The 26,454-nt window shown below is 61.5% G+C and carries 27 protein-coding genes; 19 read left to right on the forward strand and 8 right to left on the reverse strand.

Features of this window, described 5'->3' with window-relative positions:
* Window positions 1-88: 88 nt before the first annotated feature.
* Both NE547_RS05725 and NE547_RS05730 read left to right on the forward strand, forming a co-directional pair.
* A complete protein-coding gene (locus NE547_RS05725) occupies window positions 89-292 on the forward strand; it encodes a helix-turn-helix transcriptional regulator (RefSeq protein ID WP_186907283.1) in 204 nt (67 codons plus the stop codon).
* Entirely contained in the window at window positions 289-717 is a 429-nt protein-coding gene (locus NE547_RS05730) for a DUF6442 family protein (RefSeq protein WP_186907284.1), read from the forward strand. Before NE547_RS05725 ends, NE547_RS05730 begins: the two co-directional genes overlap by 4 nt.
* Window positions 718-969: 252 nt before the next feature.
* On the opposite strand, the gene NE547_RS05735 is transcribed toward NE547_RS05730, so the two are convergent.
* The 7 genes from NE547_RS05735 to NE547_RS05765 all read right to left on the reverse strand — a co-directional run bounded on the left by NE547_RS05735 (window position 970) and on the right by NE547_RS05765 (window position 5,638).
* The gene (locus NE547_RS05735; RefSeq protein ID WP_186907285.1) at window positions 970-1,347 is read right to left on the reverse strand and encodes an SdpI family protein; all 378 of its coding nucleotides are present in this window, start codon (window positions 1,345-1,347) and stop codon (window positions 970-972) included.
* A gap of 144 nt (window positions 1,348-1,491) precedes the next feature.
* Entirely contained in the window at window positions 1,492-2,778 is a 1,287-nt protein-coding gene (locus tag NE547_RS05740; protein WP_186907286.1) for a polysaccharide deacetylase family protein, read from the reverse strand.
* Between the two features lie 99 nt (window positions 2,779-2,877).
* Entirely contained in the window at window positions 2,878-3,393 is a 516-nt protein-coding gene (locus NE547_RS05745) for a Gx transporter family protein (RefSeq protein WP_186907287.1), read from the reverse strand.
* A gap of 43 nt (window positions 3,394-3,436) precedes the next feature.
* A complete protein-coding gene (locus NE547_RS05750; protein WP_207723722.1) occupies window positions 3,437-3,853 on the reverse strand; it encodes a NusG domain II-containing protein in 417 nt (138 codons plus the stop codon).
* Window positions 3,822-4,868 carry an FAD:protein FMN transferase gene (locus NE547_RS05755; RefSeq protein ID WP_256174981.1) on the reverse strand — a complete coding sequence of 349 codons (1,047 nt, stop codon included), beginning with the start codon at window positions 4,866-4,868 and terminating at the stop codon, window positions 3,822-3,824. Before NE547_RS05755 ends, NE547_RS05750 begins: the two co-directional genes overlap by 32 nt.
* A gap of 165 nt (window positions 4,869-5,033) precedes the next feature.
* On the reverse strand, window positions 5,034-5,294 hold the full coding sequence (locus NE547_RS05760; protein ID WP_186907289.1) for a hypothetical protein: 261 nt from the start codon (window positions 5,292-5,294) through the stop codon (window positions 5,034-5,036).
* A 131-nt stretch (window positions 5,295-5,425) separates the two neighbouring features.
* Window positions 5,426-5,638, reverse strand: coding sequence for a cold-shock protein (locus NE547_RS05765; RefSeq protein ID WP_186907290.1), 213 nt, complete (start codon window positions 5,636-5,638; stop codon window positions 5,426-5,428).
* 257 nt (window positions 5,639-5,895) lie between these two features.
* Between NE547_RS05765 and NE547_RS05770 the strand changes: the two genes are divergently transcribed.
* Window positions 5,896-6,948: a D-alanine--D-alanine ligase gene (locus NE547_RS05770; RefSeq protein WP_256174982.1), complete on the forward strand. Its 1,053-nt coding sequence runs from the start codon at window positions 5,896-5,898 to the stop codon at window positions 6,946-6,948.
* Between the two features lie 57 nt (window positions 6,949-7,005).
* Window positions 7,006-8,397: a UDP-N-acetylmuramoyl-tripeptide--D-alanyl-D-alanine ligase gene (murF, locus tag NE547_RS05775; protein ID WP_186907292.1), complete on the forward strand. Its 1,392-nt coding sequence runs from the start codon at window positions 7,006-7,008 to the stop codon at window positions 8,395-8,397.
* Between the two features lie 72 nt (window positions 8,398-8,469).
* Here the strand turns inward: murF and mtnA are convergent, their stop codons facing one another.
* Entirely contained in the window at window positions 8,470-9,459 is a 990-nt protein-coding gene (mtnA, locus tag NE547_RS05780) for an S-methyl-5-thioribose-1-phosphate isomerase (protein WP_256174983.1), read from the reverse strand.
* Window positions 9,460-9,539: 80 nt separating this feature from the next.
* On the opposite strand from mtnA, the gene abc-f reads away from it, so the two are divergent.
* From abc-f to NE547_RS05855, 15 genes are all read left to right on the forward strand, one after another.
* Complete coding sequence (gene abc-f / locus NE547_RS05785; RefSeq protein WP_256174984.1) at window positions 9,540-11,447, forward strand: ribosomal protection-like ABC-F family protein; 1,908 nt, start codon at window positions 9,540-9,542, stop codon at window positions 11,445-11,447.
* Window positions 11,444-12,079, forward strand: coding sequence for a YdcF family protein (locus NE547_RS05790; protein ID WP_186907295.1), 636 nt, complete (start codon window positions 11,444-11,446; stop codon window positions 12,077-12,079). The genes abc-f and NE547_RS05790 overlap by 4 nt, the downstream gene beginning before the upstream one ends.
* Window positions 12,080-12,091: 12 nt before the next feature.
* Entirely contained in the window at window positions 12,092-13,162 is a 1,071-nt protein-coding gene (prfA, locus tag NE547_RS05795; RefSeq protein ID WP_256175000.1) for a peptide chain release factor 1, read from the forward strand.
* A 63-nt stretch (window positions 13,163-13,225) separates the two neighbouring features.
* Entirely contained in the window at window positions 13,226-13,495 is a 270-nt protein-coding gene (locus NE547_RS05800) for a hypothetical protein (protein WP_256174985.1), read from the forward strand.
* Between the two features lie 145 nt (window positions 13,496-13,640).
* Window positions 13,641-14,660 (forward strand): L-threonylcarbamoyladenylate synthase, encoded by a 1,020-nt coding sequence (locus NE547_RS05805; RefSeq protein ID WP_186907298.1) that lies wholly within the window; start codon window positions 13,641-13,643, stop codon window positions 14,658-14,660.
* A gap of 149 nt (window positions 14,661-14,809) precedes the next feature.
* Window positions 14,810-15,418 carry a dephospho-CoA kinase gene (coaE, locus tag NE547_RS05810; protein WP_186907299.1) on the forward strand — a complete coding sequence of 203 codons (609 nt, stop codon included), beginning with the start codon at window positions 14,810-14,812 and terminating at the stop codon, window positions 15,416-15,418.
* A 58-nt stretch (window positions 15,419-15,476) separates the two neighbouring features.
* Window positions 15,477-16,886: an aminopeptidase gene (locus tag NE547_RS05815; RefSeq protein WP_186907300.1), complete on the forward strand. Its 1,410-nt coding sequence runs from the start codon at window positions 15,477-15,479 to the stop codon at window positions 16,884-16,886.
* Between the two features lie 107 nt (window positions 16,887-16,993).
* The gene (locus tag NE547_RS05820) at window positions 16,994-17,503 is read left to right on the forward strand and encodes an RNA polymerase sigma factor (protein WP_186907301.1); all 510 of its coding nucleotides are present in this window, start codon (window positions 16,994-16,996) and stop codon (window positions 17,501-17,503) included.
* Window positions 17,481-18,851, forward strand: coding sequence for a DUF4179 domain-containing protein (locus NE547_RS05825; protein ID WP_186907302.1), 1,371 nt, complete (start codon window positions 17,481-17,483; stop codon window positions 18,849-18,851). The genes NE547_RS05820 and NE547_RS05825 overlap by 23 nt, the downstream gene beginning before the upstream one ends.
* Before the next feature lie 686 nt (window positions 18,852-19,537).
* On the forward strand, window positions 19,538-20,275 hold the full coding sequence (locus tag NE547_RS05830) for a ClpP family protease (RefSeq protein WP_186907303.1): 738 nt from the start codon (window positions 19,538-19,540) through the stop codon (window positions 20,273-20,275).
* A gap of 141 nt (window positions 20,276-20,416) precedes the next feature.
* Window positions 20,417-22,003: an ABC transporter substrate-binding protein gene (locus tag NE547_RS05835; protein ID WP_256174987.1), complete on the forward strand. Its 1,587-nt coding sequence runs from the start codon at window positions 20,417-20,419 to the stop codon at window positions 22,001-22,003.
* Between the two features lie 81 nt (window positions 22,004-22,084).
* Entirely contained in the window at window positions 22,085-23,056 is a 972-nt protein-coding gene (locus tag NE547_RS05840; RefSeq protein WP_256174988.1) for an ABC transporter permease, read from the forward strand.
* Window positions 23,049-23,915: an ABC transporter permease gene (locus NE547_RS05845; RefSeq protein ID WP_256174989.1), complete on the forward strand. Its 867-nt coding sequence runs from the start codon at window positions 23,049-23,051 to the stop codon at window positions 23,913-23,915. Before NE547_RS05840 ends, NE547_RS05845 begins: the two co-directional genes overlap by 8 nt.
* A gap of 210 nt (window positions 23,916-24,125) precedes the next feature.
* On the forward strand, window positions 24,126-25,652 hold the full coding sequence (locus tag NE547_RS05850) for a DUF1538 domain-containing protein (protein WP_186907307.1): 1,527 nt from the start codon (window positions 24,126-24,128) through the stop codon (window positions 25,650-25,652).
* A complete protein-coding gene (locus tag NE547_RS05855; RefSeq protein WP_186907308.1) occupies window positions 25,652-26,362 on the forward strand; it encodes a transcriptional regulator in 711 nt (236 codons plus the stop codon). The genes NE547_RS05850 and NE547_RS05855 overlap by 1 nt, the downstream gene beginning before the upstream one ends.
* Window positions 26,363-26,454: the final 92 nt, after the last annotated feature.

Below are 26,454 nucleotides of genomic sequence, written 5' to 3' on the forward strand. Positions count from 1 at the left end.
TGGAAAGGACACTTGACATTATGTAATTTATATGATATGGTTCAGATATGGAAAGGAAGCTTTCCGTTCAAGAAGGGAGGTTGGGAAAATGAAAAATAGACTGGAAGAATTAAGGAAGAACCGAGGCATTAAACAAGAGGAATTAGCCTCAGTACTTGAAGTATCCCGTCAAACGATAGGTTCTCTTGAAAACGGGCGCTATAATCCCTCCATTCTTCTGGCTTTCAAAATCGCAAATTTTTTTGGAATGAGTATTGAAGAAATCTTTATTTATGAGGAGGATGCAAAATGAAAAATACAAAACATTGGCTCATCACTGGAAGTGGCATTGCTTTATTGGCAGTTGGTTTTTTCCTTATGAAAAATATAGACAATTCCAACAACTTCCTGATGAACCTGCCTTATGTATTCGTAGGAATTGGTTCTGGCGTTTTTGGGTCTGGCATGGGTAGTATTGTTACAAGTAGAACCTTAAAAAAGCACCCAGAAACACAGAGGGTACTGGAAATTGAGAAAAAAGATGAACGAAATATTGCAATTTCTAATCGTGCGAAGGCAAAAGCTTATGATGCTATGACATTCGTATTTGGTGCGCTGATGGTCTCCTTCGCACTGATGGGGATTGAACTGGTTGCTGTATTGCTTTTGGTGTTTTCGTACTTGTTTGTCCACGGCTATGGAATTTATTATCGTTGCAAATACGATAGAGAAATGTAAAAAAATACAGAGGTAGGTTTTATGCCTGTCTTTGTATTTTTTGAATGGAAACAGCGGAAATAGTATTGTTCAAACGATTTTTGGGATATTAAAATTTTCCTTAAACCCACCGTGTTTTACGGATAGCCCAGTGGGCGTCCCTTTTACGCTATTTGTGCATGCTTAAAATCTCCGGCAATTTGACTATACATTGAAAAATATTTGCTTGCATGCTAAAATGCCCATAAGCATAGCAGTGTAATAAATTCCGATTTATCGTTTCATCCCATATTCGTCGAAATTCTGTTTTAACGCCCTTTCTGTAAAAACAAGAGGAAGACACATCACAGCACATTGCAATAGTACGATAATGCCTCCGGTCCATCCGATCGTATCAATCTCCTTGTGGAATACAAGTGCCATTACGATAACGGAAGGTATGGTTGTCACTATCCCTGTCAAAAGCCAAATACGTCCTGCATGTTGATGGGCAAACATCCAAGTGTCCATATTTTTCATAGACATCGATGTTCTGTACCCATAAAAGGCATTTATGTTTTTTGGCGGCTTCTTTATAAAAATCGTCCCGAACGCGATCATTGTCAGAGGAATTAGTAACGTCATTACCAGCATGAATATCCAAAATCCCATCGTTCCGACCCTTTACAAATTAAGATTTGTAAGGAGCAGTCTCATTTTTTGAGGCTGCCCCTGGTTCTTTTGACGAATGGTACCCGAAAAGCAAAAATAAGGTAAAGGGATCACTGGACCCGGCCGAAAGCCGGGCCCAGTGCTTCATGTCTCAGGCCAACGTACGCCCAGATTGGGACGTACCTCCAGGTCAATGATCTCGCGGCAGTCGTAGAAGGGCATATAGCGCTCCACATCCTTGCCAGTGTTGCCGCCCCGCAGCGTGGTTCCGTCCGGATGCATCCGGTCGCAGATGACGGCGGAGATATCCTTTTTGACATAGGAGAAGGAATTGACGCCCACGCTGGCGAAGACCCGGAAGCCCTGATTCTGGAGGTACTGGAACACAGGACCGGTGGTGTGCCAATCGTCTCCGTCGGGCCGGGCGCCGTGGGGATAAAAGAGGATATTGGTGGGTCCCACCAGCGTGCCCACCTCCTCCTGCCAGCGGACGGTGTCCCGCTGGATCTTTTCCAGGGACCAGGAGGACAGGTTGATGTGTCCCCAGGTATGGGAGCCGAAGGTCCAGCCGGTCTCCTTCAGGCGCTGCAGGATGGGCTTGACCGCTTCGATCTCCGCGGCACGGTTTGCGTCGAAGGCGGGCCGGGCCGGGTCGTCCGCGGCGATGTCGATATCGTTCTGCGTGCGGTAGCCCAGGATTCCCTGATATCCCGTCAGAGAAAAGATGGCCTTGGCGCCGTTCAGTGAGAAATCCGGATGCGCCAGCACGAATTGATCCAGAAGGGTCGTGGCGTCCAGGTCCTGCGTCAGGAAGGTCTGCTTGGTATAGGGATCGGTGCACTCCGCCCAAATCTGACCGTCGTCCCCCAGCACCAGCTTGGAGGTAAAGCCCTGCTCCAGCATATATTCGTAGTAGTTCACATCGTCGAAGGAGATGACAAGGGGCTTTTTCCCCTCGGGGAGCATAAGCGTATTGCGCTGCATCCGGGCCACGCCGTCCTCGCCGGTGACCTCGCTCCAGACGTCCTCCATTGCGACCAGAATGAAACCCTTGTCGTAGACGCTTTGAATGATCTTGTTGAACTCATCCACCGTGACCATCCAGTCGTCCAGTCCCTCTTTTTCGGATTGGGTGGCGCTGCAATCGTGGAATGCCCACTGGGGATACGCGATGATCGGATGGAAGAACAGATGCTCCACCGGCTGCTCCGGCCCCCAGGCCTGCGTGAGCTGATCCTCGCTCCAGTAGGTACGTACTGCATCGTAAGGATCGGCGGGCTTGGGCGTTGCGGTAGGGGCGGGGGTGGCTACCGCCACCGGGCTTTGACTGTCGGCGGGCTTGCGTTCGCCATCTCCGCCGCAGGCGGTCAAAGGAAGTGCCAGTGCCAGCGCCAGACCCAGCGCGGCGAGGTGCTTGAGTGTCGTTTTCATTGGTATCGGTTCCTCCCGCGAGTTGTTTTTCTTGATTCGGATATACTCTATGGTACGACAGGAAAAGGCAGAAGGCCTCTCAAAAGGGTAACAAAAAAATTAAGATTTTCTTTCAAGCGGCTGCGGTACTCGATGGACCAGCAGAATACAGGCCCCGCCTGTGACTGTGCCGGTGATCAGGGAGCACAGCAGCAGCGGCGGCAGGTAGACCAAAGGCGCACGGGTACCCAGCACCGCCATGGCGGCCAGGATCTGCCCGGTGTTATGAGCGGCGGCGCCGGCGACGGACACGCCGAACAGGGACAGGCCCCGCATATGCAGCAGCAGGAACATCGTCCCCAGCGCCAGCAGTCCGCCGGTCAGGGAGAACGCTAAGGACATGAGATTGCCGCCCAGCAAGGCCCCCAGCAGGCATCGGGAGACCAGGATCAGCAGGGCCTCGCGCCCGCTCAGGCGGCACAGGGCGTATACCGTCACCAGGTTGGCCAGGCCCAGCCGCAGGCCGGGCAGCGGGAACAGGATGGTCAGGGGAACCAGCCCCTCCGCCACGGAGAGAGCCAGTGCCAGAGCGGTGAGCACCGCGCAGCGGGTCAGCCGCCGGATGGAGCCGGACAAGCGGCAGCACCTCCTTTTTGAATCGGTTGGAGCGCCGGGGCGGTCATCCCGTCACCGCGTCGAAATCAGTCTGGGCCTCTGCGCCGGACAGGGAAATGACCAGCCGGTTGGGCAGACAGATGATCTGATCCCCCGCCCGGTCGGCCCAGCCGGTATGGACGCAGTCCTGGCTGGGGCAGCCGCTTTCCAGTACGCGGATGCGCCCGGGCTCAGCCTGAATGACCATGGGATAAGCCCCGCCGTCCACCGCCAGCTCCACAGGGGAGGTCAGGGCATTCAAGTCGTACTCGGCTACCAGTACACCATCTAAGACGATCCGGGCCGTCAAAAGGTTTCCGGAAGCCGGCCGAAGACCGAAAAAAAGCGCAGCGGCACACAGGATCACCAGCAGCGCCAGCACGCCGTCCCCAATCGTGGGGCGGCGGCGTTCAGCGGCGGGCCGTTTCACAGGTGTATCCATGCTCCTCCCCCCGAAATGCAAAGGTGAGTCCCTCCGTGACGGTGACGACGCCGTCGCTTCCGCATAGGATCAGCTCGAAATCGTCCCGGCTGCGCCAGTAATCCAAGGCGGCCTGCCTGCCTGCCACGAAGAGGGCGGTGGACAGCGCGTCGGCCAGCAGCGGGTCGGAGGAGACCACGGTGACGGACAAAAGCCCGCTGTCGGCGGGATAGCCGGTCTCTGGATCAAGGATGTGGTGATAGGTTATGCCGTTTGCCTCAAAATACCGCTCATACCCGCCGGAGGTGGAAAGCGTTTTGTCCCGCAGAGAGACCACGCCCAACTGACGCTCGGTGTCCTGCGGATCTTTTACCGCCACCCTCCAGTCCGCTCCGTCCGGCTTGGAACCCAAAACGGTGATATTGCCCCCCAGATCCAGCAGGGCGGAGGTGCCTCCGGCCGCCCGGATGGCATCGGCGGCGCGCTGGGCGGCAAAGCCTTTGGCCACGGCGCCGAGGTCTACCGCCATTCCGGGCTCCTCCAGCCGGGCGGAGGCATCGTCCTCCGCTACCGTCAAGGCGCGCCAGTCCACCAGGGCCAGCGTGTCCGCCAGCGTGTCCGGATCGGGCACATGCCGCTCTTCCCGGGTGAAGCCCCAGGCGTCCATGACGGGGGCGATGGTAATGTCAAAGCATCCGGGCAGGTCTTGGGAGACGGACTGGGCAAAGCGCAGCAGCGCTCCCAGCTCCGGCTCCACGGCTAAGGCGCTCCCGTCTCCGGCATGGGTGTTGAGCAGGGCGATCACGCTGTCCTCCCGGGTGCGGGAGAGCATCTGCTCCAGCCGGTCGATCTCGGCCCGGGCGGCCTGGACGGCGGCTTCGCCGTTCTCGTCCAGCACATTGACCGTCATGATAGTATCCATGGCAAAAAACTGTTCCGAGGCGCCCACATCCCCAACGGTGGGAGCGCCGCAGGCGGACAGGGACAGGGACAGGGACAGGGACAGGGCGAGGAAAAGCGGAAAAAGGCGTTTCATGGCATACTCCTGTTTTACCCTCGGGAACAAGGGAAATTCATTCAGCCTATTCTAACATAGTTTCTCCCGGCAGGAAAGAGAAAAACAAACAGGGGCCCGCCGGAACCGGCGGGCCCTGGGGGCAGTGTCGTCTAAGTAGCCGCCCCGGTTGGGGCGGCAGATCGGTCAGCTGCAGCGAGTGCAGCCGCAGTCGGTCTCATCGTCGCTGTCCCACAGGAACGCGGGATAAGAGACATAAACAGGCCATCCGGCGGTAGACGCGCCGCTGTCCTCTGAGAGGCGGGACAGCTCGGAGAAGGCGGACAGGGCGGTTACGCCGTTGTTCCTGCACTCACGCTCACAGCAGCGGCAGTCGCAGTCGGATCTGCATCCGCAGCGGCAGCCGCGGAAGGAGGAGACGCTGTTACAACCGTTCCAACAACACATGCAAAGCAACCCCCATTCGATTTGCGGGAACCGGACAGTCCCCACACCGACAGTATATGCCGGGAAGGCGCGCGGGGTACAAAAGCGCCCCCCGCCCATCAAGGGCGGGGGGCGCTTCAAGGCTGACCCAATCAGGCAACGCGGACGTTGACAGCGCGCATCTTGCTGCTGTTCTTGGGATCGGGCTCCACATCGTAAACGACCTTCTGGCCCTCCTGGAGGGTCTTGAAGCCGTCGCACTGGATGGCGGAGAAGTGAACGAACACGTCGTCGCCGCCCTCGTCATTGGAAATGAAGCCGAAGCCCTTGGTCTCGTTGAACCACTTGACAGTACCCTGATACATATTGGTACCTCCTGAAAAAAGATTGGAGCCAAATGTCAAAACAAAAAACCCACATCCCTGTAATACCGTCGAACGAGCCGACGATGACTACAAACATGTGAGTTCAGGCCGTGCATTTTGACTACTTTCTCACTATAGCATCCCGGCTGCTTTCTGTCAAGGGTCAATTCGGAAAAGAGTTGAGTATAGGATGATATTGTGCTATAATATACCACTAGTGCGTATCATTCTATTATCTCTCTGTTTCGAGGTGTGTTATGAAGATCGTCGTGTTGGCGGGGGGACTCTCCCCGGAACGAAACGTATCTCTTTCCACGGGGACGATGGTGACCGAGGCCCTGCGGGGACAGGGGCACCGGGCCGCCCTGGTGGATCTGTATTTTGGACTGGAGGACGATGCGGGCGCGCTGGAGGAGCTGTTCGACGCCGATGTGTCTGCGGCGGCCAAGCGCATCAGCCGTCAGGCGCCCGACCTGGAGCAGGTGAAGGCCGCGCGCCGTGACAAGAGTCCCAGCCTGTTCGGACCCAACGTGCTGGAGCTGTGCCGGCTGGCGGACGTGGTCTTTCTCGCCCTTCACGGCGCCTGCGGGGAGGACGGCCGCGTGCAGGCCGCGTTCGATCTGCTGGGCATCCCCTATACGGGGGCCGGGTATCTGGGCAGCGCCATCGCCATGGATAAGGACCTGACCAAGCGCCTGGTCGCCGACGTGGTGAATACCCCCGGCTGGAAGATGGTGGACGTCCGGGCGGAGGACATCGACGGCCTGGTGGCCTCGGCCCGGCTGCCCCTGGTGGTCAAGCCGGTGGCCAGCGGTTCTTCCATCGGCGTCTCCATTGTCCATACGCCGGAGGAGCTGCGCCGCGCGCTCACCGACGCGCTGGCCCTGGGCGGGCGTACCGTGCTGGAGGAATATGTAAAGGGGCGGGAGCTTCAGGTGGGCATTCTGGAGGATGAAGCGCTGCCCGCCATTGAGATCATCCCGAAGCAGGGCTTTTACGACTATGAGAACAAGTATCAGCCCGGTGCGGCGGAGGAGGTCTGCCCGGCGGACATCTCCCCGGAGACAGAGGCAAAACTGCGTTCGGCGGCGGTACGGGTGTATGAGACACTGGGGCTTTCCGTGTACTCCCGGGCCGATTTTATCCTGGACGGCGCGGGCGAGATCTGGTTTTTGGAGATCAATACCCTGCCCGGCATGACCCCCACCAGCCTGCTGCCTCAGGAGGCGGCCGCGGTTGGGATCGGCTACAGCGCGCTGTGTGAGCGCATCGTGCACGCCTCGCTGAAGGCCCGCCGCGCCGGAAGGTGACGGCCGCGGGCGGCGCCGGCGGGTACGGAACGAAAATTGGGACGTGAGGAGAATTTCATGGAGCCGATGACCATACGGGAGATCCTGCAGGCCGTGGACGGCCGTATGCTGGGAGAGTTCGGGGATTTGAACCGGGAGGTATCCCGCGTGGAGACCGACAGCCGTACCATCCACGCGGGGAGCCTGTTTGTGCCCCTGATGGGGGAGCGCTTTGACGGCCACGCGTATATCAATGCCGCTCTGGAGGGCGGCGCGGCAGGCTGTTTCACCCAGCGGGAGCGGGAGAGTTACCTGCCCGGAAAGTTTTATATCAAGGTGGAATCCACACAGAAGGCCCTGCGGGATCTGGCAAAGTATTATAAAAAGAAGTTCTCCATCCCAGTGGTGGCCCTGACCGGCTCGGTGGGGAAGACCACGACCAAGGATATGGTAGCCGCCGTGTTGGGAGAGAAGTACAAGGTCCTCAAGACCGAGGGCAACCTCAACAATGAAATCGGCGTGCCCATGACACTGCTGCGGCTGAACCGGGAGCATCAGATCGCCGTGCTGGAGCTGGGCATGAACCACGCCGGGGAGATCGATTATCTTTCCGCCATCGTGGAACCGGATGTGGTGCTGATGACCAACATCGGAGACTCCCACATCGAGCATTTCGGCTCGCGGGAAAAGATCCTGGAGGCGAAAAGCGAGATCTTCCGCCATGCCCGCTCCGACGCCTTCGTGGTGCTCAACGGGGACGATCCGCTGCTGCGCACCCTGCCGGAGCAGCTGCCTTATCCCTGCATGCTGGTGGGCGCCGGGGAGGCGCTGGACTACCGTGCCCTTCATCTGGAGAGCGATGGCCGCAGTCATTTGAAGTGTGAAGTCAAAACCCCTCACAGCGATTTTAATGTGGAGATCCCTGCGCTGGGAGAGCACATGATCTACCCGACCCTGATGGCCGCCGCCGTAGGGGAGCACTTTGGGCTGAGCGCCCGGGAGATCGCCTCCGGCGTGCTCCACTTTGCGCCCACGAAAATGCGCATGAATATTCTTCATCGCGCCGACGGGATTACCATCCTCAACGATGCCTACAATGCCAATCCCCAGTCCATGCGGGCGGCGGTGGAGGTTCTCTCCGGCACCAACGCAGACTATAAGGTGGCTGTGCTGGGCGATATGTTTGAACTGGGCCCTCTGGCTCCCGCCCTCCACGCGGGTGTGGGGGAGTATTTGGGCAAGGCGGGCATCGACTGCCTGGTGGCGGTGGGGGAACTGGCAAAGCATATCTACGACGCGGCCCAGGCCGCGCCGGTTCCCGAGTGCTACTACTGCAGGACAAAGGAAGCGGCCAAGCCCGTTCTGGACGGCATGGTACGGCCCAATGCCACGATCCTGGTCAAAGCATCCCGGGGGATGGCCATGGAGGAGCTGGTGGAATACCTGCTGGGTATCACCGGACCGGTATGAAACGCGGCGGGAACAAGCCGGCGTCCTGCGCGGAAATCCCGCAGGACGCCGGCTCGTCCCCGCCGCCGCGCGTCAGCCGAAGCGCTTGGCCAGATTTTCCCGGAAGGGCGGATAGACGATCCCCCGCTCCGTGATAACGCCGGTCAGCAGCGTATGGGGCGTCACATCGAAGGCGGGATTATAGACCTCCACGCCCGCAGGCGCGGTCTGTACGCCGCCGAGGGCGCGTACTTCGTCCTTATCCCGCTGCTCGATGGGGATCTGGCTGCCGTCGCTCAGGGACAGATCGATGGTGGAAGAAGGCAGGGCGGTATAGAAGGGGACGCCGTGATAGCGGGCGTTCACCGCCACGGAATAGGTCCCGATCTTGTTGGCGAAATCCCCGTTGGCCGCCATGCGGTCGCATCCCACGACCACCAGGTCGATCGCCCCCCTGGCCATAAGAGCGGCCGCCATGTTGTCGGCGATCAGGGTGGCGGGGATATGGTCGGCGACCAGTTCATAGGCCGTCAGGCGGGCCCCCTGGAGCAGCGGGCGGGTCTCGTCGGCGTAAACCATCGCCACTTTACCCTGCTCATGGGCGGCGCGAATGACCCCGAGAGCGGTGCCGTACCCGCCGGTTGCCAGAGCTCCGGCGTTGCAGTGGGTGAGGATGCGCGCGTGCTCCGGTACCACGGCGGCCCCGTAAGCGCCCATGGCCCTGCACATCGCCACATCCTCGGCGTGGATGGCCTTGGCCTCCGCGATGAGGGCATCCGAACTTCCGCCGCAGGCGGAAGCCTTGCGCTCCATACGCTCCAGGGCCCAGAAGAGATTGACCGCGGTGGGGCGGCTGGCGGCCAGACCGGCTTTGGCCTGGCCCAGATCCCCGCCGGCCAGCGCGGCCAGGGCGTAGGCGTAGGCGGCGGAAATGCCGATGGCGGGCGCGCCCCGCACTACCATGGTGCGGATGGCCTCGGCCACCGCGCGCCAGTCATGGTAAGCCAGCCACACCTCTGTGACGGGCAGCTTGGTCTGATCCAGTAAGTAAAGGGTATTTCCTTCCCAGCGAATGGCATCCATAGGAAAGCCTCCAATCCTTTGTGTTTCCCCTTATCAAGATGAGGGTATCATACCACAAACGTGTATCGGGAGTAAACAAGATGATCGATATTTCCGTCTCGAACCTGGTCAAGGAGTTCGAGGTAGGCAAACGAATTTTAGACGGGCTCTCTTTCCAGGTGGATCAGGGAGAGCGGGTGGGCCTTCTGGGCCGGAACGGCGCGGGCAAGACCACGGTGTTCCGGCTGTTGACCGGCCAACTGGAGCCGGACGAAGGCGAGGTAATGGTGGCTCCCGGCAAGGGCGTGGGCCTCATCTCCCAGATTCCGGTCTATCCGGCGGGGTATACGGTGGAGGATGTGCTGCTTACCGCGTTTGACAAGCTCCATGCGATGGAGCGGGAGATGTCGGAATTGACCGCACGGATGGAGCATGATCCCGACCCCGCGCTACTCCGGCGTTACGGCGTCCTGTCCGCCGCCTTTGAGGCGGGGGGAGGCTATGATACGGCCACCGGACTCAATAAGGTGTGCAGCGGCCTGGAGATTTCCCGGGAAATGCGGGAGCAGCTCTTTTCCTCCCTGTCCGGGGGAGAAAAGACCCGGGTGAATCTGGCCCGGCTGATTCTGGAGGATACCGATATCCTGCTGCTGGACGAGCCCACCAATCACCTGGACCTGCACGCCACCGAATGGCTGGAGGATTATCTGGACCGCTATAAGGGTACGGTCCTGGCCATCTCACACGACCGCTGGTTTCTGGACCGGGTGGTCCGACGGGTCATTGAGATCCAGAACGGCAAGGCGGAGTTCTATGAGGGGAACTACAGCTTTTACGTAGAAGAGAAGGAGCGCCGCTATCAGGAGAGGCTGAAGCAGTACGAGAAGGAGCAGGCCAAGATCGAACAGCTCCAGGAAGCGGCGGACAAGCTCCACCTGTGGGCATTCATGGGGGCGGACAAGCTCCACAAGCGGGCCTTTTCCATGGAAAAGCGCATCGAGCGCCTGCGTACCACCGACAGACCCACCAAGGAACGCCGCCTGGACATCAAATTTGGGGAGCGGGAGTTCCGGGGGGATGAGGTGCTCACCATTCAGGACCTCAAAAAATCCTTTGACGGGCGCACTCTGTTCGAGCATGTGGATCTGGAGGTAGTGGGGGGCGAGCGCATCGCCCTGCTGGGGGACAACGGGACCGGAAAATCCACGCTTGTCAAGATCATCCTGGGGGAAGAGGAGCCGGACAGCGGCAGGCTGCGCATGGGGCCCACGGTCAGGATCGGCTATCTGCCTCAGATCATCCAGTTTTCCCACCCGGAGCGCAACCTGGTGGACACCATGATCTATGATCAGGACTGCAGCACCCAGACCGCCCGCAACCGGCTGGCTGCGTTCAACTTCCGGGGGGAGGACGTATTCAAGCCGGTCTCCGCCCTTTCCGGCGGGGAGCAGAGCCGCCTGCGCCTTTGCATGCTCATGGATGAGCAGATCAATCTGCTCATTCTGGACGAGCCCACCAACCACCTGGACGTGGCCAGCCGGGAGTGGATCGAGGCGGCGGTGGAGGCGTATGAGGGCAACCTGCTCTTCGTGTCCCATGACCGCTACTTTATCAATCGCTTCGCCACCCGTATCTGGATGCTGGAGAACGGCCGGATCACTGATTTTGACGGTACCTATCAGCAGTTCCAGGCCGCCCGGGAGCGTGCCGGGACCAATCGGGACGGCAAAGCCGCCCCATCCCCGCTTCCGAAAGAGGAGCCGAAGCCCCAGAAGAAGCGCTCCGGCGGCACCAAGGAGCTGGAAAAACAGGTGGCGGCGGCGGAACGGGCAGTGGCCAAGGCGGAGGAACGGCAGTACGAACTGGTGCAGAAGGCCGAGGAGGTGGCCTCCAACTACCTGGAGCTGCAGAAGGTCTATGACGAACAGAAGGCCCTGGAGGAGGAGATCGCCGCCCTCTATACCAACTGGGAGCGTTTGGCCGCCGAGCTGGAGGAGGCCCAGGCATGAGGAGGAAACAGGATTGCCGTCCCTATGCGGGACGCCGCAGGCCGGTTTGGCGGAGGGCCGCGGCGTTGCTGCTGCTGGCGGCGTTGGTTGCCTTCGGCGTGCTGGAGGCCGTTGTGCTCAGCGGCGGCCGGACTCAGATCCAGGGGCAGCCGGAGATCATGGTCATCTTCGGCTGCCAGGTAAAGCCGGACGGCCCCTCCGCTCTGCTGCGGGACCGGCTGGATACCGCCCTGGATTACCTGGAAGGTCATCCGGATCTCACTGTGGTGGTCACCGGCGGGCAGGGGGACGACGAACATGTGTCCGAGGCCCAATGTATGTACGATTATCTGACCGGGCACGGGGTGGACGGGGAGCGGATCGTTCTGGAGGACCGCTCCAGCAATACCTGGCAGAACATCCGGTATACGCTGGAGCTGTACCAGTCCGGCGCGCTGGAGCCGTCCGGGAAATTCCTTCTGGTGTCCAGCGATTTCCACCTGAGACGGATCAAGCTGCTGTGGGAGAGGGCCTGGCCGGGGACGTACACCCTCTCCACCCTGGCGGCGCCCTGCTCCCACCTTCCCTCCCGGGTGCAGATGTTCTTCCGGGAGCCCCTGGCTCTGGCCAAGTCTTTTTTCTTTGATAGGTGATATAGTTTGGATATGATGGAAAAACTGCGTCAGCTGGACCTGCACTTTGCCGACGTGGAAGCCCGCCTGGGGGCGGGAGAGACCTATGCCGACCCCGCTCTGGTCGCCCGGCTCAACAAGGAGCAGCGGGAGCTGGAGCCGGTTGTCCGGGCCTACCGGGACTACTGCCGCAGGCAGAACGATCTGGCCGACGCCGCGGCCCTCATGAGCGATGCGGATATGAAGGAACTGGCCCAGGAGGAGTACGCCGCGGCCAAGGCGGACCTGGAACGGCTGGAGGAGGAGATCCGGATCCTTCTGCTGCCGCGGGACCCTGACGATGATAAAAACGTCATTGTGGAGATCCGGGCCGGTGTGGGCGGGGAGGAAGCGGCCCTGTTCGCGCACTCCCTGTTCCGCATGTATTCCATGTATGCCGATGCCCGCCGCTGGAAGGTGGAGGTGGACTCGCTCAACGAGACGGAGCTTGGAGGGGTAAAGGAAATTTGCTTTACGATAGAGGGGGACGGGGCCTATTCCCGCCTGAAGTTCGAAAGTGGCGTCCACCGGGTCCAGCGTGTGCCTGAGACCGAGTCCGGCGGGCGCATCCATACCTCTACCGCCACGGTGGCGGTGCTGCCCGAGGTGGACGAGGTGGACTTCGAACTCAACCCGGCGGATATCGAAATGCAGGTCTTCCGCTCCTCCGGCGCGGGGGGACAGCATGTGAACAAGACCTCTTCCGCCGTGCGCCTGATCCACAGGCCCACCGGCACGGTGGTGGAATGCCAGCAGGAGCGCAGCCAGTTCCAGAACCGGGACAAGGCCATGCAGCTGCTGCGCTCCCGCCTGTATGAGGAGAAAGTACGCGAGCAGGAGGATGCGGTGACCAATCAGCGCCGCAGCCAGGTGGGTACCGGGATGCGCAACGAGCGCATCCGTACCTACAACTTTCCGCAGGGGCGCCTCACCGACCACCGCATCGGCCTGACTCTCTACAAACTGGAGAGCGTCATGAACGGCGATCTGGACGAGATCATTGACGGCCTGACCACGGCCGAACAGGCGGAAAAGCTAAAAAACAGCCAGACTGAGAAACGCTGATTCCATTGCCGCGGCGGGAGCCTGTCGGCCCGTGCCCGGCAACGCAAATAAGGAGAACGCAAAATGGAACTGATCATTCATTTCAAAGGCCTGCCGGACGGCATGGACCTGGACGGCCTGAAACGCGGCCTGGACGAAGTCCTGGAGGACGACGGCTGGCTCACCGGCTCCGGGCAGTCTGCGGAGGGCGGCTATGTGGAGCTGGAACTGGAGGACGAGCGCCGGAATCCCAAATACGGCATTCTGGCGGTGAAGCATTACCTGCGCCAAAATCACTTCCCGGCCGGGACCGCCATCGAATTGGCAGGCGTGTCGGTGGGGATCTATGAATAGAAAAGGGAGCGGAAAACGATGAAGAAAGCCATTGGAATTTTACAGGCGGTCTCCGGTGCGGCGACCCTGGCGGCGGGTGTGCTCACTCTGGTGCAGGCCTGCCTAAGCCGCCGCGGGCGCCGCTGAGACTGGGATTGTGAGGAGAATGAGCGTGAAAACAGAGAAATTCCGGCCCGACCAGGTGGCGGAGGGCGCGGCGGTCCTGCGCCGGGGCGGCCTGCTGGGCATTCCTACCGAGACGGTGTACGGCCTGGGGGCCAACGGCCTGGACCCGGAGGCGGTCGCGCGTATTTTTGCGGCAAAAGGCCGCCCCCAGGATAATCCGCTGATCCTCCACGTCCCCTCGGCGGATTGGCTGGAGCGTTACTGCGCGGACGTCCCGGGCGTGGCCTATACCCTGGCGGGACGCTTCTGGCCCGGCCCGCTGACCATGATCCTGAAGCGCAAGCCCGCCGTCCCGGACCGGGTGACCGCCGGGCTGGATACGGTAGGAATGCGCTGCCCGGACCATATGGTCACAAGGGCCATCATCGCGGCCGCCGGAGTGCCGGTGGCTGCCCCCTCGGGCAACACCTCCGGCCGCCCCAGCCCTACCAGCGCGGCCGATATGCTGGAGGATATGGACGGAAAAATCGATGGAATCGTGGACGGCGGCCCCTGCTCTGTGGGGGTGGAATCTACCATCGTGGATCTGACCGTTACGCCCCCGCGGCTGCTGCGGCCGGGCGGGGTCACCCTGGAGGAGCTGGAAGCCGTGTTGGGAGAGGTGGCAGTGGACCCGGCGGTCCGGCGGCAGATGGGAGAGGACGAGCATCCCCGCGCCCCGGGCATGAAGTACCGGCACTACGCCCCCAAGGCCCCGGTAACGGTGGTGAAGGGAGCGCCGGCCGACGCGGCGCGCTATATTCGCCGCCATTTGAGCGAAGGCGAGGGGGTCATCTGTTTTACGGAATTTGTCCCCCTGTACGCAGGGCATCCGGTGGAGCCCATCGGCCCCGCCGACGACCCGGCGGAGCAGGCCAGGCGCGTGTTTGACGCGCTGCGCTATTTTGACGAGACCGACGTGGAGCACATTTGGGCCATGTGCCCCGATGAGGCGGGCATCGGTCTTGCCGTGGCGAACCGCCTGAACAAGGCGGCAGGCTTCCATATCGTAGAGGCGTAGCAGCCGCGCTGCAGACGGCTGCGGCGCGGCTGCCGGAGAAGACGGAGTCCGCCCGGCCGCCCGGCGCCGGGCGGAGCTGCTTGTGCGCGTACAGACGGGGGGCGGACCCCGTGCGGGAGGCCGTCCGATGAAGGAGGTGCGGCAAGATCATGAAGCGCATCGGGATCACCGGCCCCACGGGGGCGGGGAAGACCACGGCGCTGGATGCGCTGAAGGAATTGGGGGCCTGCGTCATCGATGCAGATGCGGTCTATCACGATTTGCTCCAGAGCAGCGCGCCCCTGCGCAGCGCATTGACCGACCGCTTTGGCGGAGAGATTCTGGACAAAGCGGGCAAACTAGACCGGAAGCGGATGGGAAACGTGGTCTTTCAGGACCCCGCAGCCCTGGCGGAGCTGAACGGCATCACGCACCGGTTCATTCTGGCGGAGATCGAGCGCTTGTGCGCCCAGGCGGAAGCGCAGGGACGGCCCGCAGCGGCCATCGACGCCATCGCCCTGGTGGAAAGCGGCGCAGCCCGGCGCTGTGAAGCAGTGGTGGGGGTGCTGGCGCCGCCGGAGGTGCGCATACGGCGCATCATGGCGCGGGAAGGCATACCGGAGGATTACGCGCGCCGGCGGGTGGAGGCCCAGCAGAAAGAGGACTTTTTTCGGACCCACTGCGGCTATATCCTGGAAAACGACGGGAGCAAGACACGGGAGCAGTTTCGGGCCGAGGCGCTGGCCCTGTTCCGGAAAATACTGGACGGCGCAGGTTGAAATGTTCATATTTCCATGATAAAGTGGATGGAAAGAGCAAGTAAGGAGGCAATACGATATGGAAGAAAAGCAAAAAACGCCCGGTGAGCTGCGGCGGGACGCGCTGCTCTACCGGCCCAAGAATGGCTATGACCGTCTGAGTGCCGGAGAAGAGACGGATATGAACGTCTACTGTGAGGACTATAAAAAGTTTCTGGACGCGGGCAAGACGGAGCGGGAATGCGTCGATGAGGCGGTACGCCTGGCCGAGGCAAAGGGGTTTCGGCCGTTTATCCGCGGGATGGCGCTCCAGCCCGGCGACAGGGTCTACCGGGTGAACCGGGGCAAGGCCCTCATGCTGGCCGTACTGGGCAGCCGTCCGATGAGCGAGGGCGTGAACATCGGTGCGGCCCACATCGATTCGCCCCGTCTGGATCTGAAGCAGAATCCCCTGTACGAGGACAGCGAGCTGGCGTTTCTCAAGACCCATTATTATGGCGGGATCCGGAAATATCAGTGGGTGACCATCCCGCTGGAGCTCCATGGCGTCATTGCCCGGAAGGACGGCTCCAAGCTCACGGTGGCCATTGGCGCGGCCCCCGGCGATCCGATGTTCACGGTGGACGATCTGCTGCCCCACCTGGGGGCCGAGCAGTCCAAAAAGCCCTTGGGCGAAGCCATCCCCGGCGAAAGCCTGAATCTGCTGGTGGGCAGCCGGCCGTTCAAGGATGACGAGGGCTCGGAGCGGGTAAAGCTGGCCATCCTGGACCTTCTGAATCAGAAATACAACATCGTGGAAGAGGACTTCATTTCCGCAGAGCTTGTCGCAGTGCCTGCGTTCAAGGCTGTGGACGTGGGATTTGACCGCTCCCTGATCGGCGCCTACGGACACGACGACCGGGTGTGCGCCTTTGCGGCGCTGGCCGCGCTGCTGGACCTGGGTACGCCGGAGCGCACCGCCGTGTGCATGCTGGCGGACAAGGAGGAAATCGGCTCCGAGGGCGTTTCCGGCATGCAGTCCGCCGCCTTCGATACCTTCGTGAGCGACCTGTGCGACGTGCAGCGGGTCCCCCTGAAGGTCTGCTATGAAAAGTCCTTCTGCCTCTCCGCCGACGTGACGGCGGCCTTCGACCCCAACTTTGCCGATGTATACGAAAAGCGCAACAGCGCCCGCATCAATTACGGCATGGGCCTTTGCAAGTATACCGGCGCCCGCGGCAAGTCGGGGGCATCCGACGCTTCCGCCGAGGTCGTGGCCTATGCCCGGAAGGTGCTGGACGAGGCCGGCGTGGCCTGGCAGATGGCCGAGCTGGGCAAGGTGGACGCCGGCGGCGGCGGTACGGTGGCCTGCTATATGGCCCAGCGGGATATCGACACCCTGGATGCGGGAGTGCCCGTGCTCTCCATGCACGCGCCCTTTGAGACCGTTTCCAAGCTGGATTGCTATATGACCTATAAGGGCATGAAGGCGGTCTACGAGGCAAAGTAAAGAAAAAACGGAAGCCCCGGAGAAAATTTCTCCGGGGCTTTGTCATATTTTGTTATACTTGGCTGAGCTGTTTCGTCAAATGGTCAGAGAACGAAAGGGGGGAGAACATGCAGGACGGAGAACTGGATCTGGAGCGCATGGTGGAGCACTGCGGGGACCGGCTGCTGCGTACCTGCGCCCTGTACCTGGGAGATGTGCATTCCGCAGAGGACGCGGTACAGGACACTTTTCTGCGGGCGCTGCAGGCAAAAGAGCGTTTTCGGGGGGACTGCTTACCAGAGACATGGCTGACTCGGATTGCTGTGAACGTATGCAAGGATTATCTGCGCAGCCCGTGGCGCCGCCGCCGCGCCCCCGTGGAGGCACTGGAGGACTGTGCGGTGCCGGGTCCGGAGCCGGAGGACGATACCCTGGCCCGCGCGGTGATGAGCTTGCCGGTCAAGTACCGGGGAGTGGTGACCCTCTACTATTACCAGGAGTGGAGCGTCAAAGAGATTGCCGGAGCACTGGGCTGCTCGGAATATGCGGTACGTATGCGTATGTCCAGGGCCAGAGGAATGCTCCGTGTGAAACTGGAAGGAGGGGACGGGCATAATGAAGCACATGCGTCAGGCTGACCGCCTGGATCGGGAGCTGGCGTGGCTTACCCTGAGTCGGGCCCGGCGGGACGCGATTCTGGCGGAACTGAAAGGAGAAAAGGATATGAAGAAGCGGCAGTGGACTTTGCGCACGACCCTGATAGCCGCCGCCCTGTGCGCTGCGCTGGCAGTGACCGCTCTGGCAGCATCACCGACCCTGCGGGACGCGCTGGAGGGCCTGCTGGGCGGGTTTGGAGGCTATGCCCAGACGGTGAACGGGGTCACTGTTACGGATCAGGGAATTCAGATCACTGTGGTCAAGGCTATCGCGGACGAGAACAATGGGAAATACTATCTGGAAGTAAAAGACCTGACGGGGGACCGGCTGACGGCGGACACCCATATGAACTTCGTGGCATATTCCGCCGCCTATGACCCGGAGAAGCGAACCCTGCTGGCGGAGGGTGCCTTGGGCAGTGAGGCGAGAGGTCCGCGCAATGAGGACGGCACGGCCACCATTACCATCAACGAGGTATGGGGCGGGGAGAACTTTGAGGGCGTCCCGCTGCCTGTGGAGCTGCTGGAGCCGGACAACGTGCTGAAGGCGTTCCGGCTCCCGGAGGAGCACTCCCGCGGTACCGATGACGACAGAGTCGCGCTGGTCCCTGAACAGACTCCCATGGAGCTGGAGGGAGCAGTTGGTTTTACTCTGTCTTCCATGGGATTTGATGAGAAGGGGCGGCTCCACATCCAGATCAAGGTGATGGACGGCTACGAGGTCCCGGAGTGGGAGTTCTATCCCGGCATTGAGATATGGTCGGTGGGCCCGTCCGATGGGGTCAGGAACGCCGTCGACTACCATTTTACATACAAGGGCAACCGGTACGTGGATTACCGTATGAACTTTTATACGGATATGATCGCTGAGGAATATCTGCCGAAGGAGATCTATCAAGGCAAAGAGCTCAACCTGGAGGGATGGATCGGTACGAAAGAGCGGATCGAAGGGGACTGGGAGCTGACCTTCCCCTTGAACATCCTGCCCGAGCGCACGGTGACCGTGGGGCAAACCATCAGTGGAAAGCCAGTGGAGACGCTCACACTCACCGCCATGAGCGCTGCCCTGGATCTTCGCCTCCCGGAGAATGAGAAACGGGGCGATCTGTCCGTTTTTCCGCTGAGCGTCTATCTGGCCGATGGAAGCCATATGACGATAGAGCGCGGAAGGAGCAATGTCTATGATGAGGAAGGCTACTATCAGGACTGCTGGACGTATCCCGATCCGGTGGAGCCGGAGCAGGTGACCGCCATCTCGGTGGGATACTGGTATATCCCGCTGGAAGGCGGAAGGGCCTTGCCGGGCCGGTGGCTGACGGAGCTGCCGTAATGAGGTGCAGCGGGCCTGCTTATAGGAGCGATAAGGGCGTGAAGGCGGTCTACGAGGCAAAGTAAAGAAAAAACGGGAGCCCCGGAGAAAATTTCTCCGGGGCTCCCGGCCGCAGACGGGGCCCCGCAGAATCCACACCCGCAGGCGCGGGGCGCCGGCCCATCCAGAGGTCAAGCCGCCCGGCAATCCATTTTCCCAGCGTACTGCCCAGGACCAGGCGGACGGCCAGCGCCGCCGCCCGGCAGAGCATGGGGACCATCCATACGCAGTGCGCAGCCAAGCCCATACCGAACAAGAGCGCGTTCCAGGGTGGCGATGGTTTTCAGACATTCCAAGTCCGCGTCGGAAAAATCCAATCAGGCACGCCCGTTTTTCTGCCGCGCCGGAGGGGGCCGGCCGCTTTTCCTGGATCTAGGGCATCACCGCACAATTCCCCACGCACGTCTTGGCGGCCAATTTGCGCCAATCCGCACGCGTTGAATGATGCGGTAATGCCCTAGAAGCGCACGGCGCGCTCGCTCAGTCCGGTGGCGCGCATAGCGCTTTCATTTTTATCCTTGCGCCTCCATTTCCCGGCATCAGGATACCCTCTGACGCAGGGGGAGCGTTAACCCCTTTCCGCAAAAGACGGATGATTTTCCCCTGTTCCGGGCAAACTGAGCCAAATGAAACGGGGAGGCATACCGATGGATGAGACGAAACCGACGGCCGAGACCGGCAGTGAGGACAACAGCGACTCCTCGCAGCGTCAGCAGCAGCTGGTGGATATGGGGTCGGCTACGATCAAGACCGAGCGGGGGACGATCCATACCCTGACCATCGTGGGGCAGGTGGAAGGGCATCAGCTGCTGCCGCCCACGGCCAAGACGACCAAGTACGAGCATGTGATGCCCCTGCTGGCCGCCCTTGAGGAGAGCGACGAGGTAGACGGCCTGCTGGTGCTGCTGAATACCGTGGGGGGCGATATCGAGGCGGGGCTGGGCATCGCGGAGCTGATCTCCAGCATGTCCAAGCCCACGGTTTCCCTGGTGCTGGGAGGCGGGCACTCCATCGGGGTGCCGCTGGCGGTATCCGCCAAACGCTCCTTTATCGCGCCGTCGGCGGCGATGACCATCCACCCGGTGCGTCTGAACGGGCTGGTCATCGGCGTCCCCCAGACGTTCAATTATTTCGAACGGATCCAGGAGCGGATCATCCAGTTTGTCACCAAAAACAGCGCCGTAAGGCGCGATACCTTTACAAAAATGATGCTCCAGACCGGAGAGCTGGCCGCTGACATCGGCAGTGTCATTTATGGAGAACAGGCGGTGGCCATTGGACTGATCGACCGGATCGGCGGGCTGTCCGACGCGCTGGAGTGCCTGCATCAGATGATGGACGAGGCGCGGCAGCGGAAAAACGCGCTTCGGGAGAGCCAGAGCTAGCGCCGGAGAATCCGCCCTTGCACTCCGGGAAAAATGCGGTTATAATAACAGGCGAAAGCAAGCCGTGTAAATGCCTGAAAATGGCCCGGTGGGTCGTTTTCGGGCATTTGGCATGTCTGGCATGGAAAGGAGCGCGGTGGAATGAAACGGATCTTGTCCCTGCTGCTGACGTTGACGCTGTTGCTGGCGGGATGCACTCCGGCAGCGGAAACGCCGGTACCGACACCGATGGGGACGCCGGCGGAAGAACGGGTGGTCCGCTACGGGCTGTCCAACGCATGGGATTCTCTGATGCCCTACAACAGCCCGTCGGGAAGCAACTATTCCCGCATTATCTATGACAAGCTCTATGACCGTCTGGCCTACGTCCATGCGGACGGCACCCTGGATGCCCGTGCGGCCGTGTCCTGGGAGAGCGCCGATGGAGGCTATGCCGTGCTGTTTTGCTTGAATGAGGCCGCCGCGTTCCATGACGGCACCCCCGTTACGGCGGAGCACTGGGTGCAGACCATCACCCTGATGACGCACCCGGACTGTCCCGCTCCGGGGCGTTCGGTCTTCGCGGTGCTGGCCGGGACCGACGATACCGGCGCAGCGACCGGGGAGCGCCTGGGCGTAGAAGCGGTGGAGCCCTACACCCTCAAGCTTACCTTCAAGGCGCCCACCACGCCGGAGGACTTCCTGCTGGACCGGAACCGGGAATTTTATGTGCTGCCCACCCACCTGCTGGGGGAGAGCGCGCCGGAAGACGTGCTGTCTCTGGAGCTGTGGAACGCCCCTGTGGGCTCCGGGCCCTGCAAGTTTGTCTCCGAGACGGCCGGCAGCCAGCTGGTGCTCGCGTCCAATCCGGACTATCCGCTGGGCGCGCCCGGCTTTGACCGCCTGGTCATTACCGTGATGGACAAATCCAATCTGCTGACCTCACTCATTGCCGGAGACCTGGATTATTACGCCTTCGGCGGCAGCGTGTCGGTGGAGGACGCCGAACTGGCCCGCCAGGCGGGCCTGACGGTGCTGGAAGGGGAAGTGCCCAACACCTTCTTCGAGCTGATGCTCAATAACGAGACCATCGCCAGCGCGCAGGTGCGCCGGGCCATGGATTTGGCGCTGGATAAGCAGAGCCTTTGTCTCCAGTCCACCCAGGGCATGGGGGAGCCTACCGCCACCGACCTGACGCCCGGAACCGGCTATACCGCCCCGGTGACCTGGAGCCGGGATGTGGAGCAGGCTCGTGCTCTGCTGGAAGAGGGGGGCTACGCCGGACAGACCTACAAGCTCGCCTGTACCGCCAACCGCTCCGGTCTGGCGGCGCTGATGCAGCAGCAGCTGGCCGAGGTGGGGATTACAGTGCTCATCGAAACGGTGGATTCCGCGACCATGTTTTCCGGGATGGTAGATGGAAGCTATGATATGGCCATCGCAAGCCATACGCCAGGCGCGCTGCCCCTGTGGTTCACGGAGAGCCGCCTGAGCGAAGGCAACAATATCTTCCACGTGGCGGATCTTGCGCCCTATGCCAGCTATTTTTCCGAAATTAAGGGGGCGGCCGACGCCGCTGTCCGGCAGGCCCTGGTGGAGCGGTTCCAGGAATTTCTGGCCGGTGAGCGCCCCTTCATCCCACTGTGGTTCGGCAGGGCGCTCCACGTCCAGTCCCCCACGGTGGAGGGCATCGATTACCCGTCGTCCAGCTTCTCCAACGAGAACGTCTGGGATTGGGTCAAACCGTAAAAAAAGAGGACCTCCGTAGGGCCGCCGTCCCATGCGGCCCGTGCCTCGCCCCGAGGCCGGAAGTGCAGGAGGAAGAAACACATGGGCCGTTATCTGCGCGGCCGTCTTGTGACGGCCATACCCGTTTTCTTCGGGATCACATTGATCGTATTTTTATTGCTGCACCTGGCCCCCGGCTCCATCGTGGATCTGGCGGGCGAGGGGAGTGCCCGCGCGGCCGGCCAGGCCGCGCGGGTGGAGGCTTATCTGGGCCTGGACCGCTCCCTGCCGGCGCAGTACGCCGCTTGGCTGCTGGATCTGCTGCGGGGAGATCTGGGGACTTCCTACGCCAGCGGAAAATCGGTCTCCGCCCTGATCGCCCAACGCGTTGTTCCGTCCCTGCTGCTGACCGGGACCGGGGTGCTGCTGGCGGTTGGCATTGCCCTGCCGCTGGGAGTCCTGGCGGCCTGGAAGCCCCGCTCCGGTTGGGATAAGGCCGCGTCTGCCCTAAGTCTGGTCAGCTTCGGCGTACCGGGCTTTTTTCTGTGCCTGGCGGGGATCTTTCTGTTTTCCGTGGTGCTGGGCTGGCTGCCCAGCCATGGAATGTATGCCTCGGGCTCCTTTTCCGGCCTGGGCGACCTGATGCGGCATCTGGTCCTGCCCGCCGGGGTAGTATGCGTCAGCGGATTGGGGGGGCTCATCAAACAGACCCGTTCGGCCTGTCTGGAGGCGCTGGGCGAGGATTATATCACGACGGCCCGGGCCAAGGGCCTGAATGACCGGGCCGTTATGGTCCGCCATGCGTTCCGGGGCGCGCTGATCCCGGTGCTCACCACTGTGCTGACCCATATCCCGCATATCATCGGCGGCTCTGTGGTGGTGGAGCGGGTGTTCGGCTGGCCGGGCATGGGAAGTCTGCTGTTTTCCGGCATTCTCAGCCGGGACTATCCGGTCGTCATGGGGGTGACGGTGGTCATTGCCCTGGCGGTGCTGCTGACCAATCTGCTGTTGGACGTGATTTACGGCCTGGTCGACCCCAGAGTGCGGTATGCCGCGGGGTGCAGCCATGGATAGGCGGCGGGCGGTTTATGGGGCCTGGCTCCGGCTGCGGCGGGACCGGAGGGCCATGGCCTGTCTTGCCATTCTCCTGGCCGAGACGCTGCTGGTGGTGCTGCTGCCGCCCCTGATGGGCTTGGAGCCCAATTACTGCGATTTGGAGGCGGGCTTTTGGGCTGCGCCCTCGGGGACGCATTGGCTGGGGACCGACGATGTGGGCCGGGACCTGTTTGCCCGGCTGGTCTGCGGCGGGCGGATCTCCCTGCTGGTGGGCTTTGCCGCGGCGGGGCTGAGCGTGGCGGTGGGCGTGCCGCTGGGCCTGATCGCGGGCTACCGCAGAGGAACGTGGGAGTTCTGGATCATGCGTCTGGCAGATCTGTTTCAAACCTTTCCCAGCATTGTTCTGGTCCTGTGCCTGGTGGCCCTGGTGGGCCCCTCGGTGGTCAATCTGATCCTGGTCATCGGATTGTTGGGCTGGACGGGCATTGCCCGGCTGGTTTACGGAAATACCCTGTCGGTGCGGGAACAGGAGTATATCGTCGCCGTACAGGCGCTGGGCGGAAGCACGGCCACGATTTTGCGGCGCAACGTGCTGCCCAACGCGGTCTCCCCGGTGTGGGCAGCGCTGCCCCTGCGGGTGGGCCGGGCCATCCTGTCCGAATCCAGCCTGAGCTTCCTGGGGGTCGGGATCCGCACGCCCCAGGCCTCCTGGGGCAACCTGATCCAGTATGCCTCCGGCTTGTCGGTGCTCACCGGACGGCCGTGGGTATGGCTGCCGCCGGGGCTGTGCATCGTGCTGACGGTGCTCTGCCTTCAGTTTGTGGGGGATGGTCTGCGGGACGCCATGGATCCCCGGCACAGATTTATTTCGCATTGAAATTGTAACGCTTTCTTTACACAACTGGATGGAAAAGTATGTTAAACTAAACAAGAAAGAGAAGAACGACGCATGCGGCCCCGGCCCGAATATGGACTGGCGGCCGCATTTTCAAAAGAAGGGAGGTGCACAGATATGGGAATTTGGGGGGAGCGGGGCGAAGTGGAACGCGAGGCGGGGAAAACCTGAGAACGAAAGCGAGGTGCATCTATGCGAAAAAAACTAAAGGAAAAGATTTCAGAGGCACTTTCATCGGTCCTGCCGATCACGGTGATCGTGCTTTTACTGAGTTTTACCCTGGCGCCTATGCCGATCGGAACGCTGCTGCTCTTTCTGTTGGGGGCGGCGATGCTCATCGTGGGGATGGGATTTTTCTCCCTGGGTGCCGACATGGCCATGATGCCCATCGGGGAACAGATGGGCCGCAAGCTGGGCGGGAGGTGGAAGCTGATCGCCGTGGCGGTCATCTGTTTTCTCATCGGCGCCATGGTCACGATTGCCGAGCCCGACCTGCAGGTGCTGGCCCGGCAGGTTCCGGCCGTCCCTGACGCGGTGATCATACTGGCGGTGGCGGCCGGCGTAGGCGTGTTTCTGGTGGTATCCATGCTGCGCACCCGGTTCAATCTGCCCCTGGGACCCACCCTGATCGCGCTCTACACCGGGGTGTTCCTGCTCTCCATCTTTGTGCCCAATGCGTTTTTGGCGGTGGCCTTCGATTCCGGCGGCGTTACCACGGGGCCCATCACGGTGCCCTTCCTTATGGCGCTGGGGACCGGCATGGCCAGCATCAAGGGGCGGGATGAGGACAATTTCGGTATGGTGGCGCTGTGCAGCGTGGGCCCCATCCTGGCGGTCATGCTCCTGGGCCTGTGCTATCAGTCTACCGAGGTCTCTTACACCCCCTTTGCCATCCCCAGCGTATTTGACTCGCAGGACGTGGGCGCCCAGTTTTTACAGGGCCTGCCCGACTACATGAAAGAGGTGGCGCTGGGGCTGCTGCCCATCATCCTCTTCTTCGCGGTGTTTCAGCTCGCCTCCATCAGGCTCAAGCGCCGTGCCGTCATCAAGATTATCGTGGGCATCGGATATACCTACGTCGGACTGGTCCTGTTCCTGACCGGCGCAAACATCGGCTTTATGCCTGCGGGCTATTATCTGGGCACGACGCTGGCTGCGCTGCCCCAGTACTGGATGCTGGTGCCCATCGGCATGGTGGTGGGCTACTTTATCGTAGCTGCCGAGCCGGCAGTGCATGTGCTCAACCGGCAGGTGGAAGATGTGACCAGCGGCGCCATTCCGCAGAAGGCCATCGGCTTGGCGCTGTCCATCGGCGTGGCGGTCTCCATCGGTCTGGCGATGCTGCGGGTATGTCTGGGCATTCCGATCTACTATCTCCTGGTACCCGGCTATGCCGTCGCGCTGCTCCTGACCCGCTGCGTGCCCCGGATCTTCACCGCCATCGCCTTCGACTCCGGCGGCGTGGCCTCCGGTCCCATGACGGCCACCTTCCTGCTGCCCCTGACCATGGGCGCATGCGAGGCCCTGGGCCGGGACATCCTGACCGACGCCTTCGGCGTGGTGGCGATGGTGGCGATGACGCCGCTGATCACCATCCAGCTGCTGGGTCTGATCTATCAGCGAAAGATCCGGCGCACCCGCGATGTGACCCAGGCGGAGGAGCGGGAGATCGAGTTTGTGGACGAGATCATTGATTACAACGAGGAGGTGGAGCTCTGATGAGTCAGAACCATCTGTCCGTGCTGAAAATGCTGGTGACCATCGTAGACCGGGGGAAGGGCGCCGCTGCGGTGAGCCTGTACCGGGAACAGCGCCTGCATTTCGACTACCTCTGCATGGGGCTGGGCACCGCCAATTCCAAGATACTGGATTACTTTGGCCTGTCCGAGACGGAGAAGGACGTGGTCATTACCCTGGTCCCCGCCCACCGCGTGCGGCGGGTCATGGAATTGGCCAATCAGCGCTTCGATTTCAGCAGTCCCGGCCGCGGGATCCTGTTCACGGTCCCCCTGTCGGGCGTGAGCGGCATGGTGCCCCAGGTGCTGTGCAAGGCGGACGAGACGCAGCGGGAAACGGAATGTAAGGAGGAGATGGAGATGGAAACGGCCAACCGATATGCGCTCATTCTGGCGGTGGTGAACCGTGGAAGCCTGGATACCGTGATGGATGCCGCACGGGAGGAGGGCGCCCGGGGCGGTACGGTCCTCCACGCCCGGCGTGTGGGCATGGAGGACACGGAAAACCTGCTGGGCTTTACCCTCCAGCCGGAAAAGGAGGTGGTGGCCATTCTGACGCCGCAGGCCCAGAAGCACGAGCTGATGGTGGCCATCCACCGGGCGGCGGGACTCACCACTGAGGCCAGGGGCATCCTGTTCTCTCTGCCGGTGGAGGAGCTGATCGGCCTTCAGCCCCCGGTCCCGGAGGCGTAAAGCGCAAAGACCGTCCCGGCATGTCGAAAAGGCGCGCCGGGACGGTTTTTTGCATCTGCGCCTTGCAGGGGAGCAGCGGATATGTTATCCTT

Source organism: Flavonifractor sp. DFI.6.63 (assembly GCF_024462255.1).
Classification (GTDB): domain Bacteria; phylum Bacillota; class Clostridia; order Oscillospirales; family Oscillospiraceae; genus Lawsonibacter_A; species Lawsonibacter_A hominis.